Below are 18,603 nucleotides of genomic sequence, written 5' to 3' on the forward strand. Positions count from 1 at the left end.
TGCGTAAGCTAGTGCTGATAATCAGTTAATTCAGCGTGTATTATTGCAAAAATGCATAACAACAGGCATGACAGCACGACAATATGGAGCAATAAGATGACAAGGCAAAAAAGCGTAATACTGGGAGTTATTTCTGTTTTGGCCAGTATGCTATGGGTTTCAGGCTGCAACAGTAACGATAATAATGATGATGCTAGCTCAGTAGGCGTTGATAAAAGTGTTAACGCTCAAGTTGGCCCTAGACCTTTATTTTTAGTCGATCAAATGCAAGCCAGCGAGCTAAAAACTCAATTGGTACAATGCGAGTCGGGGCCATTTTATCGAACGGACTTTTCGATTGGGCATCGTGGTGCATCAATGCAGTTTCCTGAGCACACTAAAGAAGCCTATCAAGCGGCAATTCATTCCGGTGCAGGTATTGTTGAATGTGACGTTACTTTTACCGCAGACAAAGAACTCGTATGTCGCCACTCACAGTGTGACTTAGCCACCACCACTAATATTTTGGCCATTCCAGCGCTTGCCAATAAATGTTCAGTGCCTTTCTCGCCTGCCGATGTTGCCAACGGTGTTAGCGCAACAGCCACTTGCTGTACCAGTGATATCAGCCTAGCTGAATTTAAAACCTTAAAAGGCAAGATGGATGGTTTTAATCCAAAAGCGACCACAGTTGCAGAGTTTATTGATGGTACACCAAATTGGCGCACAGACTTGTACGCAGGTAATGGCACCTTAATGACTCACGCTGAAAGTATTGCTTTGTTTAAAGCTGCTGGAGTGAAGATGACGCCAGAGCTTAAATCGGCCAATGTGAGCATGCCCTATGATGGCTTTACTCAACAAGATTACGCCCAAAAAATGCTAGATGAATATGGCGCCGCAGGCGTTGATGCTTCGCAGGTATTTCCGCAATCATTTAATTTAGATGACGTGAAATATTGGATAGCGAACGCACCTGAATTTGCAGAGCAAGCGGTGTATTTAGATGATCGTTATGATTTTAGCAGCGGTTTTGATCCACAAAATAGTGCCACCTGGTCACCGAGCATGGAGACTTTGGCGGCAGATGGTGTGAAGATTATTGCACCGCCATTATGGGTGTTAGTCACTTTAGATGAGAATAAGGCGATAGTCCCTTCTGAATATGCCAAAGCGGCTACAGCAGCGGGCTTAAAAATAATTGCCTGGTCACTTGAGCGTTCAGGGCCCCTTAGTCAGGGCGGTGGCGGTTGGTATTATCAAAGCATCGCCGATGCGATTGATAATGAAGGTGACACCTTTGAGCTGCTAGACGTGTTAGCAAAAGATGTTGGGGTAATAGGCGTATTTTCAGACTGGCCCGCTACGGTAACTTACTATGCTAACTGTATGGATAAGTAAGCTATAGCGAGCTTTGAAAATTAGTCGATTGGCAGAGTTAACATAGCTAAAAGCGGGATATCATTATCCCGCTTTTTTGTTGATGTTTGGCGATTTTTATAGGTAATTTGCAGCTTTAATAATTCATCTTATATATCGGCATCGGATATCAAGCTGCAGAGTGGGATCATCAACTATTCATATTTTTGTTCTACTTTTTCAATCAAAGCTTGCCACTGCGGATACTCTTCAAAACTTTTTTGTAAGTCTCCCCATGGCGACAAAGTGTCATTAATATCGACCTGTTGATCTTGCTGAGTGGCTAAGTAAAGATAATAAAACGCCGAGGCGCGATAATTTGCTGCACAGTGCACCACCACAGGTTGATCATTATTGGCCTTCATTAATGCAAAAAATTGCTCAACATTTTCAAGTGTCGGTTGTTGCCAATCAACGCTGATATTGTGGTATTGCATGCCCAGTTTCGTCACTATTTGTTGTTCATTTTTAAGGGCATTTGGATTGTCATTGGGGATTAAATTTATGACGGTTTTAACGCCAGCTTGTTGTAATAATGCAAATTGCCCTTCTGTAGGTAAACCTGCGGTAATAACTTGATTTTGGTTAAATTTAACCGCTTTAATTTCACTTAACTTGCTAGTGTTTATTTGAACTGCCGCCATGCTATTCCCACCCGTCAGAAGTAGTAAGATGACTAAGTGGGTCATCATAATAATTTTAAAGTGTTTCATTGGTTATCCTTGCTGCATATTGCCTTAACTTGTTCAAATTGACTTAAAGTTAGTTGAGTTTAAATTAAACTAACGCCCAGTTAACTGAACTGAACTGAACTTAGCCAAACGTCGCCAACCAAAGCATAGCGGTTATTGATACAGGTTTTAATCATAGAACTGCTTATCCACGTCGACAAGCTTACATCAAATCTGCCAGTTGTTGGGGACTTCATTAGCTGTTAGCATTATTTCCTTATAATAAACAGATAGTTAATAGCATTAGTGCTAGCTCTGAATAAGGCGCTTTATCTGTTTTAGGCTAGTTTCATAATGCTGATAATCCAGCTTGATTGGGTAAAACTGCTGATTATGCAGTAACACTAATGACGGAAATCCTTGAATAGGCAGTTGCCTTGCTTGAGTGATTTCGGCCATTAACTGTTGCTCCACTTCCTCACTTTGCATCTGTTGCTCAAAATGGTTTTTATCCATGCCGATACTGACAGCCAGCTCAGATAACACAGCAATATCAGACGGATTTTTTGCCCGTAAATAATAGGCTTGTTGAATGGCATGAATCATTTGCGCTTCTAAGCCTGATGCTCTTGCCACCAAAGCTGCGCGGCAACTTGGGTAGGTTGAGCGTCTTGGCTGGCACACAGTCCAAAAATCGTGGTTAAACTCAGTGCCGAGTTGCTGATGGATGTTATGCCATGTTTGCTGTAAAAATTGCTGCATCTCTGCTGGCATGGGGGCGAGACTGTCGGGTGCTAAGCCACCGACTGTTAATTCAATGGCTAGCTTATCGGTAAACATTGCTAACTGATTTTGCAGTTTTATCCACGTTGGTTGGTAGCCCCAGCACCAACTGCACATAGGGTCGTAAACATAATATAGAATCGCTTTCTTCATGGTTATTTTGCTAATCATCTGACACTTATCAACATAATGGCATATTTTACGCGTCTTTTAAGCACTATTTAAAATAGTGCTGCAAGGTGATAAAAATTAACTATTTTTCAAAGCACTAAATAAATAACGTAAAGCTTGAGAAGCCTTTAACAGTGGTTATAATAATGATCTCGATCACAAAAGGAGAGATGTATGTTCGTAATGGGCTTGTCCAACGATGTCACTGATTCAACTGACGCAACCATACAAAAAGGCGCATTTCGTGCTGAGGGTACGCTATGGATTGAGGAAGAGTACTTACATTTTGAACCTTTTAATCAAGACCTAGCTTATGGTCCTTATGCAATAGAGTTAGATAACATCAAGTCGGTAACCACTTGCTGGAGCCGCGGTACAGGAGTTATTCCTGTTGATGCTGATTCTATTCAAGTGATTACATTAGATAGTCAAAAATTCCGCTTTATTTTAGATTCCCCTAAAGAGTGGACTGAAAAGCTGTTGTCTTTGCTAACGCCTAAATTGTCACTTAAATCATCGACTAAACCTTCGTCTAAATCATTAGCGAAAAACGCTTAATATGAGCCGTGAAAAGTTGAGTTTAACGCCAATAACCGAGGCTGATTTAGCCACCTTGTTTGCTTTTGAAAGTGACCCTATAGCCAGCCAAATGGCACACTTTCCTTCACGTGATAAAGCTGCTTTTTATCAGCATTGGCAACAAAAAGTCATTAGTGCACCTGACGCGATAGCGCAAGGGATTTGGCTACAAGGCCAGCTTATAGGCAGCATGCTCAGTTGGTACAACCCAAAAGATAGCCTCATTCAAAATGGACGGTTAATAGGTTACTGGATCGACCGTGAATACTGGGGACAAGGCATAGCCACCCAAGCTTTAGCGCTGTTTTTACCTTTGCTACCTAAAGAGCCGTTATTTGCTTACGTAGCAGCACATAATATCGGCTCATTAAAGGTGATTAAGCGATATGGTTTTATGCCTGTGGCGTTGACGGCAGAACAAACCAGAGACTTGCCACAAGGATTAGGTTTATATAAAAAAGCCGATGAATAAATCCATTAATAACAGTCATTCATAGTGATGGATTAGGTGCCTTTTATCTCGCTAATGGCTAAAGGGCATTTATGATTTAACCCGCTAATGCTAAAATCTTGCCTTCATTTTGGGAGAACCACATGTCTTTTGGCGCGCTAGCATTACATCCGCAATTATTCTCACGTTTAAGTGCGCTTAATTTTATCCAGCCTACGGCGATTCAAGCTGAGGCAATACCGGTTATTTTATCGGGTAAAGATGTCATGGCAGGCGCTCAAACTGGCACGGGTAAAACCGCAGCATTCTGCCTGCCGATCCTGCATCAGTTGCTAAGTCTGCAAGATAGTCAAATTGACACAGCTAGTTCAACCCCAGTTAGAAAGGTGAAGGCATTAGTGCTAACCCCAACCCGAGAATTAGCCCAACAAGTACACCATAATTTAACTCAGCTAATGGCTGATACTAATATCAAGGCGGCATTACTTTACGGTGGCGTTAGCACCCAAGTTCAAGTTAGCGAGTTAACCGCAGGGGTTGATATTATTGTCGCCACCCCAGGCCGCTTACTGGACTTATTACGTCGACGGGCAACCAGCTTGTCTGCGGTTGATTACTTTGTCATTGATGAAGCCGACCGCATGTTAGATATGGGCTTTAGAGATGAAATAATTGACGTGTTAAAGCGCTTACCCAAGCAGCGCCAAACCTTGTTGTTTTCCGCCACCTTAGATGACCGTATTTTTTCATTTAGTAAGCGGTTACTTACCCAGGCTAAAGTGATTGAAACCCACGCCCGTAATCAAACAGCGGTCACGGTGACAGAGCGAGTTTATAATGTCGATGCACATAAAAAATGTGATTTACTGTGTAAGCTTATAACCGTTGAAAAATGGCAACAAGTATTGATTTTTAGCCGTACCAAGCAAGATGCCGATGTGTTGGTGAAACAAATGAGCCTACGCGGGGTAAAAGTGGCGGCTTTACATGCTGACTTATCGCAATTAATACGTGAGCAAGTACTTACTGACTTTAAAGCTGGCCAATTAACCGCGCTAGTTGCCACCGATGTTGCCGCACGTGGAATTGATATTGCGCAGTTGGATTATGTGGTCAATATGGAGCTGCCGTTTAAGCTTGAAGACTATGTGCATCGCATTGGACGCACTGGCAGAGCAGGGCAAGCTGGTCATGCCATTACCTTATTAAGTGTCGACGATGAACCATTTTTAATAAAGCTAGAAGCTTATTTAGATAAGCGTTTACCACAGCAATGGTACCCAGGTTTTGAACCTGATTTAACCCAAGTCGCCCCGGTGACGCGTAAAACCAAGAAAGGCTCGTTAAAGCAGCAAGCTAGGCAAAAAGCATTAGCACAATCAAAACGTTAGAATGGTGTTCACAAGGCTGTAGTTGTTAATCAGGTAACCTAGGTATAAGCGCTTCTGTGATGCGCAGCAACTACCTATATACTTAAGACACCATGAATTAAGAACATAGCTATTTTTTTCTGGAAAAACTGAACCTGCTGTCGATGCTTACTGCCGCGATTGCAGGTGGAGTTATTCTTGTGGCAAAGCTTGAGCGGAGTGTCATTTTGCTTATATTACATTAATAAATAAGCTATCTTGTAATATACAGGATGCAGAACATGCCGAGCTGTTAATTTATTTAATGTTAGTAAATAGCCCCAAGGAACCTTTATGCTGATTGAACATGACATTGCAGACGTATGTGTTGGGATGTATGTGGTCGAAATCACCGAACCTAAAGATACGTTTTCGTTAGCTAAGCCTGGGGTGCTTAAAAGTGAGCGTGTTATCGAAGCATTAAAGCGCAAGTCGGTCACTAAGCTGTTAATTGATACCAGTAAAACAGAGGGCGTTGTTACTAAAATTGTTAAAAGTGTGCCAACACCTGCACAGGAAACTGCTAAGCCTGTTACAAGGAACTTTTTTAATCAAGAATTAGTTAAAGCTCGCCAAGTATTTGATGAATCTAAAAATATCCAAAAAAAGTTATTCCATAATGCACAGCATGGTTTGCCGTTAGATATGGACCCGGTGCAAAAAATTACTACCGAATCGACAGATTTAATTTTCAATAACCCAAATGCGCTATCGTGTGTGATTAATATTCGCAATAAAGATGAATATTTGCTTGAGCACTCAGTGTCAGTATCGGTATTGATGACGATGTTTGCCGTGTATAAAAAAATCGATAAAGAGATTGTTAATCAACTCGCTATTGGTGCATTTTTACATGATGTCGGTAAAATTATGATCCCCGATCGTATTCTGAATAAGGCCGATAGATTAACAGATGAAGAGTTTCATATTATGAAAACTCACGCCAATTACTCGATTGAAATTATGAAAAATACCCCAGGCATCAGTCCGCTTAGTCTCGAGGTTGCAAGCTTACACCATGAAAAAATCAATGGTTTAGGTTATCCATTTGGCGTCGCTGCAGAAAAAATTACCCTTTACGGAAGAATGATCAGTATTTGCGATATTTTCGACGCATTGATTTCACATCGCTGCTACAAGCAAGGCTATGCCCAAGTAAAAGCCTTTAGTATTTTACGTGTATTAGCTGAAAACAATGAATTAGATAAAGACTTAGTCGATCAATTTATCCGTTGTATGGGTGTTTACCCTGTTGGCTCAGTGGTGCTTCTTGAGTCAAATAGGCTGGCTATTGTCGAAGGCCATAACCCGAAAGACCCTATTCGCCCTCTTGTGAAACCGTTTTATCATTTAAAACCTAATCACTTTGAAACAGGACAAAAGATTGATTTGGCCACAGTCACCGACGAACTAATTGTTAAATGTGTCCGTGCAGATGATTTTAATCTCAATATGGAACAAATTATTGAGTATTTAGCTCACGAGGGCTAGCCTGTAAATCCGCTTATTTGCTGTTAGGTCATGACTTCAGAAAACATGGCCATCTAAGAATACTAGGGTCATTATTCAAAGTGGCATTAGAAGTGTTTCTAGCATGAACTGTATATTGTGAATATTTAGAGACTCGTTTTATTAAATGGTAGCGATAGCTGTGTGATTAAAAATTAACTTATCCTTGGTCTATTTTGGCTAACATGGGTAAGATCGATACAGTTCTTCCACACCCAATCCCAATCAAGTATCCCTTAGCAAAAATTAATATAGTCATAACATGCTAGGCTTGAAAGCGTGTAAAAAGGTACTACTGCGTTTGAAACTACATCTAGAATAAATGAGCTTATTGTGAAAAATGAACTAATATTATCTAATTAAAGCAGTTTAGATACATATGGTTTAACGAGCGAATGTCTAATGATAAAAATAGTATTACTGACCATGGTTATTATTTTTTGCCTACCTCTAAATGCTCAAGCTTTGCGAGTCGTCACAGAAGATCTTCCGCCTTATCAAATTGTGATAGATGAAAAATTGGTTGGTGGGAGTTCATTTTTGGTTGTAGAAGAAATGCTAAAACGTGCTGAACTGGACCCTGAAATTGAATTATTGCCGTGGGCTAGAGCCTACAAAATTGCAACATCGAGTGCTAATGTTATTATTTTTTCTATTGCTAGAAATAAAGGAAGGGAACCGTTATTTCATTGGCTGGCAAAATTAAGGAACCTAAAATATCATTTTTATTCTTTAGTTAAACGACAAGATTTAATGAACTTAACCTTGGCTGAGGCACTAGATCGAACAGTCGTGGCAGTACGTTATAGTTATGAAGCAGACTTACTGCAAAAAATTGGTTTTGTAGAAGGTAAAAATTTAATTTTAACCGTGACCTATAAAGATGCATGGAGAATGTTATTAAAAGGACGTGCTGATTTCACTTATGCTAATGAATTCATTGAATCAACAATTTTTGAAACACTAATTATTGAGCCTAATTTGTTTATTGCAAACTTTGATTTGGGTGACACTTCTGATCTTTATATTGCAGCCAGTCTTGATACCTCGCCACATATACTGAAGCAACTCAAAGACAGCTTATTATCAATGCAACAAGATGGTACCTTTAAACTATTATTGGAAACAGACTAATCATCTTCGCCCTATAATAAAAAAGCTGCTAATAACATGATTGTTTATGGTTACCTAGAAAGTCTAAGCACGAGTGTGTTATTAAAGTCTTTTAGGCTTATTTTTATTCAATAGCTCACTTTTATACTCTTGCCTTGCTATGACTTTTGATACGATTCATATACCGCTATAAGCAGTTTACTGCGCTGATATTTATCAAGCGCTAGGAGCAATATTCAGCTATTCTTCTAATTAAATCCGGACTATAAATATGAGTGGCTTGGTCTTTTTTACCTAACCACCAACAGAGTAACGTTTCAGTGCCCATTCAAGACTAATTCCATTAGTCATTAGCCCTTGCTCTTGATTGCTGAATTAGGACTGTTTCTGTTATCATCACCGATCCGATATTCTACGCCCGCTAATGTTGCAGATTAACCTGAACGATTAATGGATTGTGCTTAGAATACGCGCTTTAAATATGTGATATCTATCGACAGCTTTCGCCTACAGGTAACCTTTATGATTAACCACTTCACTGTACTGGGTGTCAAAGCCAGTGCCAAAGAAGATGAAATAAAAAAAGCCTATAAACGTTTATCCAACAAGTATCACCCAGATAAACTACTCTTAGCCTCAGATGAAGAACGGCAGCAAGCAGAAGTGCAACTGCAAAGAGTCAAGAAAGCTTATGATGTGCTAAGTGATAAAAAGCTCAGAAACGCATTTATCAAAGACTTTAATAACGTGATAGTGACCGATCCTGCCGCCGCAATGCGCGAGCTGTGGGACCAATTTTACCCTTGAGTATCCCATGGCCAAATCATTAAATATTGCTCGTATCCATGAGCTTAAAAACAATGCCTATGACAATATCGAGTCATATAACGACCCCGATACGCCAAAGGCATTAGAAAATTTTTCTCGTCAGATAAAAGAAATTTTGCTGGCTGATATCAGTATGCTGTCTTCAGTACCAGAATACTTACCCGTTGCCTTATTTGGCCAGGTTAAGTTTGCCCCTGACGCCCTACTTAAATGGGCGCACTGGATAGATAATGCTATTCAACCAGAGTGGGATGAATTTAAAGTCAGTATCGCTTTTAATAATGGCGATATCCCTTTAGTGCAAGCGGTACGCGCCCAAGGTGAGTCGTTACTAATTGAAAGCTGCGCGGTATTGTATTTGCTTAATCAAGAAGCCAATGGCTCGAAGAAAAAAGCCAAGCCAGCGCATGAAGATGACGATGAAGAATACGGCCAATCTAATAGCGACTATGATGATGACGATAATGATAGCGACGAAGAAGGCTATTACGATCAATACGATGACGAGGACAGATAATGACAACCAGTTTGATTGAAATTACCGCTCAAGAAATAAAGCAACTTGCTGACGTTGAACCACAGCAAGCCAGCAAGCGTTTTGAGATCATCGCTAATACCATGACCGACGCTCAACTTGTGGACGTTATTGAGCTGATGGATATCGTTACTCTGACGCAAATCAACAGCCATCATGACATTTCTTGCCCGTCAATCATGTCTGAGTTGATGAGCCCAGAGCAAATTCGTGACATCGTTTGTCAGCAGCCCTTATATTGGGAAGAGCAAATAAAGACCAATGCCGATGAGCTACTTGCTCACACCTTTGAGTTTTTAACGTATTTAATCCGCATTCAAGGCAGTGAAGAAAAACAAGCCGCTATTTTGGAATGTATTGCCGATGATCCTGCTGGTCTGTTTTATTTATCGATTCCTTTTATTGAGCTTATTCTTGCGCCCAGTGAAGCAGAGGAAGGCTCACCTGAACGGGATCATTATGACGATGAAGACGACGGTACTACGGTTGGTTATGATAATTGGCATGCTAATGAAGAGTCGCACAGCCTTAGCATGGACGATCCACGCAGCTTAATGGCGCTTATTCAAGAGCTTACACCAGAGGTTGCCAAGTCGATTAAAAATTTACTGCGTAACGAAAGTTCTGGCTGGGAGCAAATCATTGCTAAGTTCGTTAATGAATTGGTTTTACAGGCGAAAGATAAAAACCAAGTGGCCGATGAATATGCGGAAGTCGACGATATGTTTAGCTTTTTAGATTAAGGATTCCAACTATGCAACTGGCATTACGGGACCCAAATCAAGGGCCATACCTGACAAAGGTGATCGCTTACGGTCAAAGCGAAAACAAACTAAGCCAAGAACAGCTCGAACAAATAAAGGCTAAGGCGATTTTAATGAGCCTTAAGCTGGCAGATAAGTTCTACAACAAGCATAAAGTGCACTTGTTAGAACATGCTGCCCATGATGTTATCGGTGTCGTCAGCATAGGACTTATTGCCTTAACAGGCCAAGAGCCGGCAACGTCTTTGCCTTTAATGCAAAGTCCTGATGGGGTACTTAAGTGCTTTCAAAAGGGCTGGAGCTTGCTCACCCACGCAAGCAGTTTGAACACCAATAAATCACTTTATGGCGATGTGAGCGAAACGTTACTTGAAAACGTGTCTAGCCCGCCGGATATGGAAGAATGGCTAGGCTGGCAAAGCTATCAAAGTGCGTTAACCGAGCACCTGCGTCAGCAGGGTATTAAGGCGCTATTGCAGGCGTTTTATGTTACCTCAGATCACGACCCTTTAGATTGCCTCAATCTTGAAGCTGTATTGGCAGAAGCGGTGATTTATCGCACCTTATTTGCTGATCGCGGCGTGAGACAAGATCTTAAAAAACGCTTAGGTAAAATTGAACTTGATGATGCCTGGTTTAATGGCGATTATTTGATGGCGCAAACTGAAAATGCCATTGCTAAATTGCCTCAAGATTTGGCTGAGATAATCCGTCAAGATTTAAGCAAGCATTACATTCAAGGTTTACTGCGTACCTTAAGTTTTGCGAAAGGTTATCGCGAGTTGCAAATGCAAGGCGCAAGCCTGGAAAAGCTTGAGCGATTTGAGCAAAAAGAAGGCCTACACGGCTTATTGGGTTGGCCGCTATACTTAGATTTGTAGTGAGTTAGATTTATAGAAACAGCTAGATTGTAGACGCTGCTAGTGTAATGGCGCTTAAGGTCTTATTTAGTTCCAACTTAGTCTCAACAATAAACATAGCGACCTTGAGTCGCTATTTTTTTAGCTATTTTTTTAGCATTAGCCTGCTGTCTTTAAACTGCCACTTTTCTGTCATCTAATTTATGCTCAATTGTCATAAACCCCGCTTATCTTATGTCCGGAAACTAATCTTATAAAAAGAAAGTTTACTTGTTGCAGATGACAACGATCTCGAAAACACCTAGACATTCAAAGGACATATTATGAGCAAAGCGACATTTGATCCACGACGTTTTAACCAAAGCGATAACACACCTTTTGCACAGGTGATGGAAAAACATTTATCTCGTCGTAACTTTGTTAAAAGAGGCCTAGGGATCAGTGCTATGACCGCATTCGCCGGTGTGGGATTAACCGCATGTGGCTCAGACGACAATACAGTAACACCCGATCCAACGCCGACCCCTACACCAACTCCAATTCCGCCAACAAAAAGCTCTGCGGTATTAGGTTTTGATTCTATTGCAGGTTCAAAAACCGACGCAGTGGCTATTCCTGCCGGTTATTCAGCATACGTGCTTGCGCCATGGGGAACTCCATTGAACGCTAAAGCCGCGGCCTGGAAAGCAGACGGTACCAATACCGGTGAAGACCAGGCTAACTCAGTGGGTATGCATCATGATGGTATGCATTTCTTCCCACTTAATGACTCAAATGACGATGGTTTATTATGTATTAACCATGAATATATTGATGAAGATGCGCTGCACCCAACAGGACCAACCTTTGATGCCAATGGCAAGCGCACCATAATTGATGAAATTCGCAAAGAGATTAATGCCCATGGTGTATCAGTTGTGCGCATTAAGCTCAATAACGGCATGTGGGAAGTGGTTAGCAATGATGCCCATAACCGTCGTTTTACCGGCGCAAGTGTGATGGACATTGCTGGCCCTATGGCTTATACCAGTTACTTAGAAACACGTTATTCACCCGATGGCAGCCAGGCCCGTGGTACATTAAATAACTGTGGCAATGGCAGCACACCTTGGGGCACTTACTTAACCTGCGAAGAAAACTGGCCAGGGTATTTTGTCAATAAAGGCACATTAGCGGCAGACCAATCACGTATTGGTATTTCAAAGTCTGGTACCCGTTATGGCTGGGATCACCTTGCTGGTGATGATGATGAAAGATTAGATGAATTTGCCCGTTTTAACATTACACCATCAGGGACAAGTGCGGGTCAGGATTACCGTAACGAAGCCAATGGTCACGGTTATATTGTAGAAATTGACCCGTACAACCCTAATTCACGTGCGGTAAAACGTACCGCCTTAGGCCGTTTCCGCCACGAAGGTTGTACTTTTGGTAAGTTAGAAGAAGGCAAACCGATTACGTTTTATTCTGGTCATGACTCTCGTTTTGAATACCTGTACAAGTTTGTCTCCGATGCTGCATGGGATGCAGCCGATGCTAATACCTCTAATCGCATTGCTATGGGTGACAAGTACATGAATGCGGGCACGCTTTATGTGGCTAAATTTACTGAAGACGGCGTGGGCGAGTGGTTACCATTAACTTTAGATGCTGTGACTACAGATGGCAGCACTTTAGCCAGCAGTTTCGATTCACAGGCTGCGATTATTTTAAACACCGCCGGTGCTGCTGATTTAGTTGGTGCAACTCCGATGGATCGTCCTGAATGGGCAACGGTTGATCCATTTACTGGCAGTGTTTATTTAACATTAACCAATAACACTAAGCGTACAGAAGCAAACACAGCGAACCCTCGCTTAAACAACAGTTTTGGTCATGTTATTCGTTGGGACGAAGGCGATAAAGCTACCGAGTTTAGCTGGGATATTTTTGTATTTGGTTCACCAACCGATGGTGATGCAGATACTAACTTGTCAGGTTTAGACGACTTAAATCAATTTGCTAGCCCAGATGGTTTAGCGTTTGATGCCCGTGGTATTTTATGGGTGCAAACCGATAACGGTGCCGATGAAGTGACCTCTTATACCAATGATCAAATGCTAGCGGTTGTGCCCTCTACTTTGGTTGATGCTGATGGTAAGCAGCAAGTGATTAGTGCTGAAACACAAGCGCAGTTAAAGCGTTTCTTTGTTGGCCCTAATGATTGTGAAGTGACCGGTTTTGCAATTACGCCTGATTATAAAACCGCGTTTGTTAACATTCAGCATCCAGGCAACTGGCCATACTCGAATAACGCGACTGAAGTCACTCCAGCGGGTACTCAGCTACGTCCCCGCGCTGCCACTGTGATGATCCGTAAAAATGATGGCGGTGAAATCGGCATTTAATCTGACTGATTTAACTGCCCTTACTTAGCAGCACCTATTTAACAGTGCTGAGTGTTAATAGAATGGCCCTAGACGTAAAGTCTTAGGGCCTTTTTTATTGTTAGCTGAGTATGACTTTTTTTCAACAGCCTCAGCAAGCGCAAACGCATTGGTCCCCAAATCAATAGACGCGACAAAGGACAGGCTTAATTAGTTAGCCAGTGCATAACCACCTTTTAGGTGGGCGATATGTGAAAACCCTAGGCGCTGCATAGCTTGAGCTGCCACAAGAGATCGACTTCCGCTACGGCAAACTAACACCCATTCACTGTCTTTATCATGCAGATGTTGTTGCATAAATTGCACTAAACGCGTTAATGGCACATTTTCACAAGCCTTTGACGTATGGTGTAATGCATATTCGTGGGGCTCGCGGATATCAATTAATTTAACCTTAGAGGAATGTAAGGCGATATCTAAACTGGCTGCTGAATACTCTATGATGGGTTTAAGTTTGCTGCAACTCGCTGTGGGTAAAGCACCGCAGAGTATTTCACTGCCGGTTTGATCATTAAGTTGGCTGTCGAGTGCTAACTTACGCGCCACAAATTCATCCACAGTGATGGTGTTTTGACTCACCTGTTGTAATAACGGATTGCGCAGGCACTCAGCGCTTAAGTGAGTGGCAAATTCATTTTGATAATCATGGCTTGCACAAATAAGGCTTTGTGGTGCTAAGACAGAGCTGAGTAATTGAATGCTGTCATACATGGATACTGCACTGCTACTGTCGAAATTAGTCCGCCCTAGGGTGCCCATTAAAATAGTGTCCCCACAAAAAGCAAATAAAGTGTTACTGGCTAATGTGTCTGAGCCGCTTAAAGGCTGGCACAGTAGCAAGCTTATACTGTCACCGGTATGCCCAGGCGTAGGCACTTTGACTAGCCATTTGTCAGCCAACTGAATGTATTCCAATTGGCGGCCATTTTCTGTCACTGATAAGGTAGTTTGGGGCCAACCTAGTCCGTCACACTGAATGTTTTGCGGATGTTTTTCCGCCAGCAATACCCGTCCTGAAACGTGGTCAGCGTGGCCGTGGGTATCAATAATGGCGATTAAATCTAACTGCTGACATTGCAGTAAGGTATCTAAACGCTCTGTTAACTCTGGCAGAGGGTCAATAATAAACGCTTTCTTTGACGCCGCTTCGATATAAACCCAAGTGCAGCTAGCGCCTGAGCGTAATTGTACTAAACCATTTAAAGGGGTTTTATCATCAATGTTAGCACTATCTAGCACCATGCAACTTTGGGTTAAGGCTTGGGCGGTACTGATAATACGCTGACAAGCTTGACTCACTTCAGCTTGGGTCATGGCAGGGCCAAAAGACAGTCTAATAGCCGACTCACTTTGCCAGGCTGGTAAGCCCATAGCATCTAACACAAAGCTACGGGTGACTTTAGATGAGCATGCAGAACCTGAACTAACGCGAATATTAGCGGCGTCAAATAAGTCCATTATTTCTTTGCTGCTAAAGCCTTTAATTGCAAAGTTCAGTGTCGTTGGCACGCTATTGTCAAAGCTGTGATTAAACACAATTTGCGGAAAAGCTTTCCTTAGGGTGTCGGCAAGTTGTTGGCGGTATGCATGTAAGGTTTGATGACTGGCAAAGCATGAGTCTGTTGCAACCAGTTGGTCAAAAACAACATTAATCGCCGCCATGCCTGGCAGGTTTTCAGTGCCTGAGCGCTGGCCGCTTTCTTGTCCACCACCGGCAATGACCGGCGTAAGTGGCGCATTTTCTCTGATATAAATAAACCCTATGCCTTTTGGCGCATACAATTTATGGCCACTAAAGGGCGCATAGTCGATAGTGGTTTGAGCCAGATTAAGCGATATTTTCCCAAGGGCTTGTACACAATCAACTAACCAAAAAATAGTGCTGCTGGCTTGGCGAATGGTATTTTCTAAGGCGCTTAGGTCTTGATATACCCCGGTTTCGTTATTCACCGCCATGGTACAAATCATTAATGATTTAGGCGCATACTGGCTAATAAAGTCATGATCTAAGTTGCCATAACCATCAACCGGAATGGCGATGACCTTTGCATTGATACCAAGCAAGGCATTCCAATGTTTAAGCGACTCTGGCACGGCTTTATGTTCTGTTGCGCCATAGAGTAAATAGCAATCTTCGCCCCGTTGTTGAGTGGCTTTTAAGGTTTCTCTGGCACTGATTAATGCTGACAGAATAGCGGTTTGAATGCCTTCGGTTGCGCCGCTGGTGAAAATGATTTTGCCATTTTCAGAACCTAATATTTGCTTCGCTTTGTTGCGGGTCTGTTCCATTAAATCTTTGGCGCGAAGGCCGGTGATGTGGCTTGAACTTGGGTTACCAAACCGCAGCTCCATGGCCGACAGTGCAGCTTGGGCTGCTTGAGGTAGCACAGGGGTTGTCGCATTGGCATCTAGGTATATTTGGCTCAGGTCGTGGTTATTATTCATTTAGATCAACTCTGCTTGGTATTATTAGGTGAAACTGCATATTTCTTTTTGTTATATCTAATTTCTTTTTGTTATATTAGCAGTTTGGCGATCAGTTACAAGCCTAAACTTATGGTGATTTATCTTTGAAGATTCTATTAATCAGCTTTGTTGAACGCTTACCTTTGATTAGCTTGTTTAAAGTATTTTTCGAGCGCTTTCTTGAACCAAAACACCTTGCAACGTATGATGCGTTTTTTGTCAGCAGGCCCTAAGATGCGTCATTTAACCACTCGTTATCATCCTGAAACGCCGGCAGCATTTATTGATAATAATTCGTCCACTATGCTGACACGTTTGGCTGCCCGTGCCATTGTGCTTCGTGGCAACCATATTTTGATGTTGTACACCCAGCGTTATCATGACTATTCACTGCCGGGCGGCGGGGTCGATGCGGGTGAGGACATAGTGCAAGGGTTAGTGCGTGAGCTGCGGGAAGAAACCGGTGCTAATGTCACTGGTGACATCATTCCATTTGGTTTGTATCAAGAATACCGTCCATGGCGACGTGACGGTTTTGAATCGGTCAAGATGCTGTCTTACTGCTATGTATGTCATATTGAAGATGAATTGGGTGACACCCAGTTTGAAGCACACGAGATCAGTAATGGTATGACCCCGGTGTGGATTGATATTGATACCGCGATTTCCCATAATCTAGAAACTATTGCTAGCAGCGATAAAAAAGGCTTATCAATAGAAAGAGAAACCTTTTTACTGCGGTTGATTAAGCAAGAATTATTGAATTAAACAGCAAGCGACTTTGTGGTAAAAGTCGCTGCGAGTAGGATAAGGAATAGCATTCATTCAATGCTAGCTATGACATTTCGCAGTTAACTTTCAGATCAATACTGACAGTTAAATACGCACTTTGATAACCACTTTACGCACCTTTTGAGGGGTAGCGAAAGTGCCTGGCATGTGTATATCTCCGGGGAAGAAAATAGCAAACATACCGGTTTTTAATGGAATAAACGCCGCCGCTTGTTTATTTGATTCAAAATCAAACTCAGCATAATCATGTTTGTCATAATACGGCTTAGACGGTGTTTGATCCGCTAACGGTAAATAACCAAACTCTTCTGCACCACTGACCACATATTGGACATCAATATATTGTTGATGTGCTTCAAAAGGCCCAACTTCTCTTGGTTTAGTTTCATAATCATTGACGATAACAAATAGATTTTTACCGTCTAGTTCATAGTTACCAACAGCTTTGGCGGTAAAATCTGTTTCAGCTAAATGAGCTAATGCTGATGCTAAACGCGGATGCAGTTTTGTATATAGGTGGCGATTTGCTAAAGTGTCAACAATCATAAGAGTCCCAATGAATAATTCAGCAGTGAAAGTGTCATAATGTGGCAATAATATCACTGTTTCAACTCTTCAAGTATTAGAGGAACAACATTTGTCAGCATTACGGCTTATTGCAGGTGAAACCGCTTTTAAACAGATAGAAGTGCAAGGTTTACAGCAAGGTATGTTTACCCAGCTATTAGCGGCTTCAGGTGGTCCTAAGTGGATTGGTATTGCAGGGTTAGACAAGTATATTTTTAGTGAGTTTTTTAAGGACCGTCAAGATCCATTATATATGCTGGGAGCCTCTTCTGGTGCATGGCGTTTAGCATGTTTAGGACAAGACAACCCTTTAGCAGCCTATGAGCGATTAGAACATTTTTATATTAATCAGCGTTATGATGAGGTGCCAACAAGAGAGCAAGTCACTCAGCAAGTACAGGGTGTGGTTGACGGCATTTTAGGTGATCAAGCGGGGGCAGATATTATTGCTAATCCGATATTTCGAGATCATATTATTGCCTGCCGTGCTCGTCATGTGAATAGCAGTCAGTCTAAGGTGGGTATTGCTATTGGTTTAGCATTAGCCGCTGCCAGTAATAGCGTTAATCGTAAAAGCATAGCATGGCATTTTGAGCGCATTTTATTGAGCCATAAAGATGCCGCATCTCCATTTGGACGCTTAAAAGATTTACCGACTAAGCAAATGGCACTGACTGAAAATAATATTCGCCAGGCATTACTCGCCACAGGCTCTATTCCGTTATTACTCGACCCAGTACGTGACATAGATGGTCTGCCAAAAGGTAAGTATTACGATGGCGGCATTACCGATTATCATTTTGATTTACCCTTACCCAAAGAAAGCGGCTTAACTTTATATCCGCACTTTTACCCGCATATGAGCCCAGGATGGTTCGATAAATCATTAATATGGCGTAAAGCCCGCAGTAATTACCATAATGCGCTTATTTTGGCACCATCAGCTGAATTTATCGCTTCGCTGCCCTATGGCAAAATTCCAGATCGTGAAGATTTTAAGCATCTTGATACCCAATCTCGTATTGATTACTGGCAAACAAGCGTTAAACAAAGCCAAATATTAGCGGATGAATTAGCGACTATTGTGGCCAATGGATCTGTGATGGATCATCTTGAGGCTTGGTAAGGTTACGATACTAGATAAGCATTACATTAAATATCATGTCGTTAATTAGCATTAATTTATCTTAGTTCACTGTTGGTTTTTTAACCTTTGACTACACTGGTATAGAGCGATATCTGATCGATACTCGCTTTTTACGGTGCTTCACCTTTATGGTG

At 41.9% G+C, this 18,603-nt stretch carries 17 protein-coding genes; 13 read left to right on the forward strand and 4 right to left on the reverse strand.

Annotation, left to right across the window (positions count from 1 at the left end; all coding sequences use genetic code 11):
• Window positions 1-147: 147 nt before the first annotated feature.
• Complete coding sequence (locus tag FJ709_RS02295; RefSeq protein ID WP_404830037.1) at window positions 148-1,380, forward strand: glycerophosphodiester phosphodiesterase family protein; 1,233 nt, start codon at window positions 148-150, stop codon at window positions 1,378-1,380.
• A gap of 173 nt (window positions 1,381-1,553) precedes the next feature.
• Here FJ709_RS02295 and FJ709_RS02300 read toward each other — a convergent pair whose 3' ends face one another.
• Both FJ709_RS02300 and FJ709_RS02305 read right to left on the reverse strand, forming a co-directional pair.
• Window positions 1,554-2,111, reverse strand: a complete 558-nt coding sequence (locus FJ709_RS02300; RefSeq protein ID WP_226413063.1) for a protein tyrosine phosphatase family protein — start codon at window positions 2,109-2,111, stop codon at window positions 1,554-1,556.
• Between the two features lie 267 nt (window positions 2,112-2,378).
• Window positions 2,379-3,005 carry a DsbA family protein gene (locus FJ709_RS02305; RefSeq protein ID WP_226415811.1) on the reverse strand — a complete coding sequence of 209 codons (627 nt, stop codon included), beginning with the start codon at window positions 3,003-3,005 and terminating at the stop codon, window positions 2,379-2,381.
• A 192-nt stretch (window positions 3,006-3,197) separates the two neighbouring features.
• Between FJ709_RS02305 and FJ709_RS02310 the strand changes: the two genes are divergently transcribed.
• The 10 genes from FJ709_RS02310 (at window position 3,198) to FJ709_RS02355 (ending at window position 13,458) form a co-directional block, all read left to right on the forward strand.
• Entirely contained in the window at window positions 3,198-3,581 is a 384-nt protein-coding gene (locus FJ709_RS02310; RefSeq protein ID WP_226413065.1) for a hypothetical protein, read from the forward strand.
• Between the two features lies 1 nt (window position 3,582).
• The gene (locus FJ709_RS02315) at window positions 3,583-4,074 is read left to right on the forward strand and encodes a GNAT family N-acetyltransferase (RefSeq protein ID WP_226413067.1); all 492 of its coding nucleotides are present in this window, start codon (window positions 3,583-3,585) and stop codon (window positions 4,072-4,074) included.
• Window positions 4,075-4,196: 122 nt separating this feature from the next.
• Window positions 4,197-5,444 (forward strand): DEAD/DEAH box helicase, encoded by a 1,248-nt coding sequence (locus FJ709_RS02320; protein WP_226413069.1) that lies wholly within the window; start codon window positions 4,197-4,199, stop codon window positions 5,442-5,444.
• Between the two features lie 312 nt (window positions 5,445-5,756).
• Window positions 5,757-6,953: an HD-GYP domain-containing protein gene (locus FJ709_RS02325; protein ID WP_226413071.1), complete on the forward strand. Its 1,197-nt coding sequence runs from the start codon at window positions 5,757-5,759 to the stop codon at window positions 6,951-6,953.
• 420 nt (window positions 6,954-7,373) lie between these two features.
• Window positions 7,374-8,105, forward strand: coding sequence for a substrate-binding periplasmic protein (locus tag FJ709_RS02330; RefSeq protein WP_226413073.1), 732 nt, complete (start codon window positions 7,374-7,376; stop codon window positions 8,103-8,105).
• A 501-nt stretch (window positions 8,106-8,606) separates the two neighbouring features.
• Window positions 8,607-8,891: a cold adaptation protein ActJcold adaptation protein ActJ gene (gene atcJ, locus FJ709_RS02335; RefSeq protein ID WP_226413075.1), complete on the forward strand. Its 285-nt coding sequence runs from the start codon at window positions 8,607-8,609 to the stop codon at window positions 8,889-8,891.
• Between the two features lie 7 nt (window positions 8,892-8,898).
• The gene (gene atcA, locus FJ709_RS02340; RefSeq protein WP_226413077.1) at window positions 8,899-9,429 is read left to right on the forward strand and encodes a cold adaptation protein AtcA; all 531 of its coding nucleotides are present in this window, start codon (window positions 8,899-8,901) and stop codon (window positions 9,427-9,429) included.
• A complete protein-coding gene (gene atcB, locus FJ709_RS02345; protein WP_226413079.1) occupies window positions 9,429-10,190 on the forward strand; it encodes a cold adaptation protein AtcB in 762 nt (253 codons plus the stop codon). Before atcA ends, atcB begins: the two co-directional genes overlap by 1 nt.
• An 11-nt stretch (window positions 10,191-10,201) precedes the next feature.
• Window positions 10,202-11,092, forward strand: a complete 891-nt coding sequence (gene atcC / locus FJ709_RS02350; RefSeq protein WP_226413081.1) for a cold adaptation protein AtcC — start codon at window positions 10,202-10,204, stop codon at window positions 11,090-11,092.
• Between the two features lie 302 nt (window positions 11,093-11,394).
• Entirely contained in the window at window positions 11,395-13,458 is a 2,064-nt protein-coding gene (locus tag FJ709_RS02355) for a PhoX family protein (protein ID WP_226413083.1), read from the forward strand.
• 189 nt (window positions 13,459-13,647) lie between these two features.
• Here FJ709_RS02355 and FJ709_RS02360 read toward each other — a convergent pair whose 3' ends face one another.
• Window positions 13,648-15,942, reverse strand: coding sequence for an aminotransferase class V-fold PLP-dependent enzyme (locus FJ709_RS02360; protein ID WP_226413085.1), 2,295 nt, complete (start codon window positions 15,940-15,942; stop codon window positions 13,648-13,650).
• Between the two features lie 255 nt (window positions 15,943-16,197).
• On the opposite strand from FJ709_RS02360, the gene FJ709_RS02365 reads away from it, so the two are divergent.
• Window positions 16,198-16,731, forward strand: coding sequence for an NUDIX hydrolase (locus tag FJ709_RS02365; RefSeq protein ID WP_226415812.1), 534 nt, complete (start codon window positions 16,198-16,200; stop codon window positions 16,729-16,731).
• Window positions 16,732-16,839: 108 nt separating this feature from the next.
• Here FJ709_RS02365 and FJ709_RS02370 read toward each other — a convergent pair whose 3' ends face one another.
• Window positions 16,840-17,301 (reverse strand): YhcH/YjgK/YiaL family protein, encoded by a 462-nt coding sequence (locus FJ709_RS02370; RefSeq protein ID WP_226413087.1) that lies wholly within the window; start codon window positions 17,299-17,301, stop codon window positions 16,840-16,842.
• Between the two features lie 91 nt (window positions 17,302-17,392).
• Here FJ709_RS02370 and FJ709_RS02375 point away from each other — a divergent pair, with 91 nt between their 5' ends.
• Complete coding sequence (locus FJ709_RS02375; protein ID WP_226413089.1) at window positions 17,393-18,448, forward strand: patatin-like phospholipase family protein; 1,056 nt, start codon at window positions 17,393-17,395, stop codon at window positions 18,446-18,448.
• The last annotated feature ends 155 nt before the right edge of the window (window positions 18,449-18,603 follow it).

Source organism: Shewanella glacialimarina (genome assembly GCF_020511155.1).
GTDB classification, from domain to species: domain Bacteria; phylum Pseudomonadota; class Gammaproteobacteria; order Enterobacterales; family Shewanellaceae; genus Shewanella; species Shewanella glacialimarina.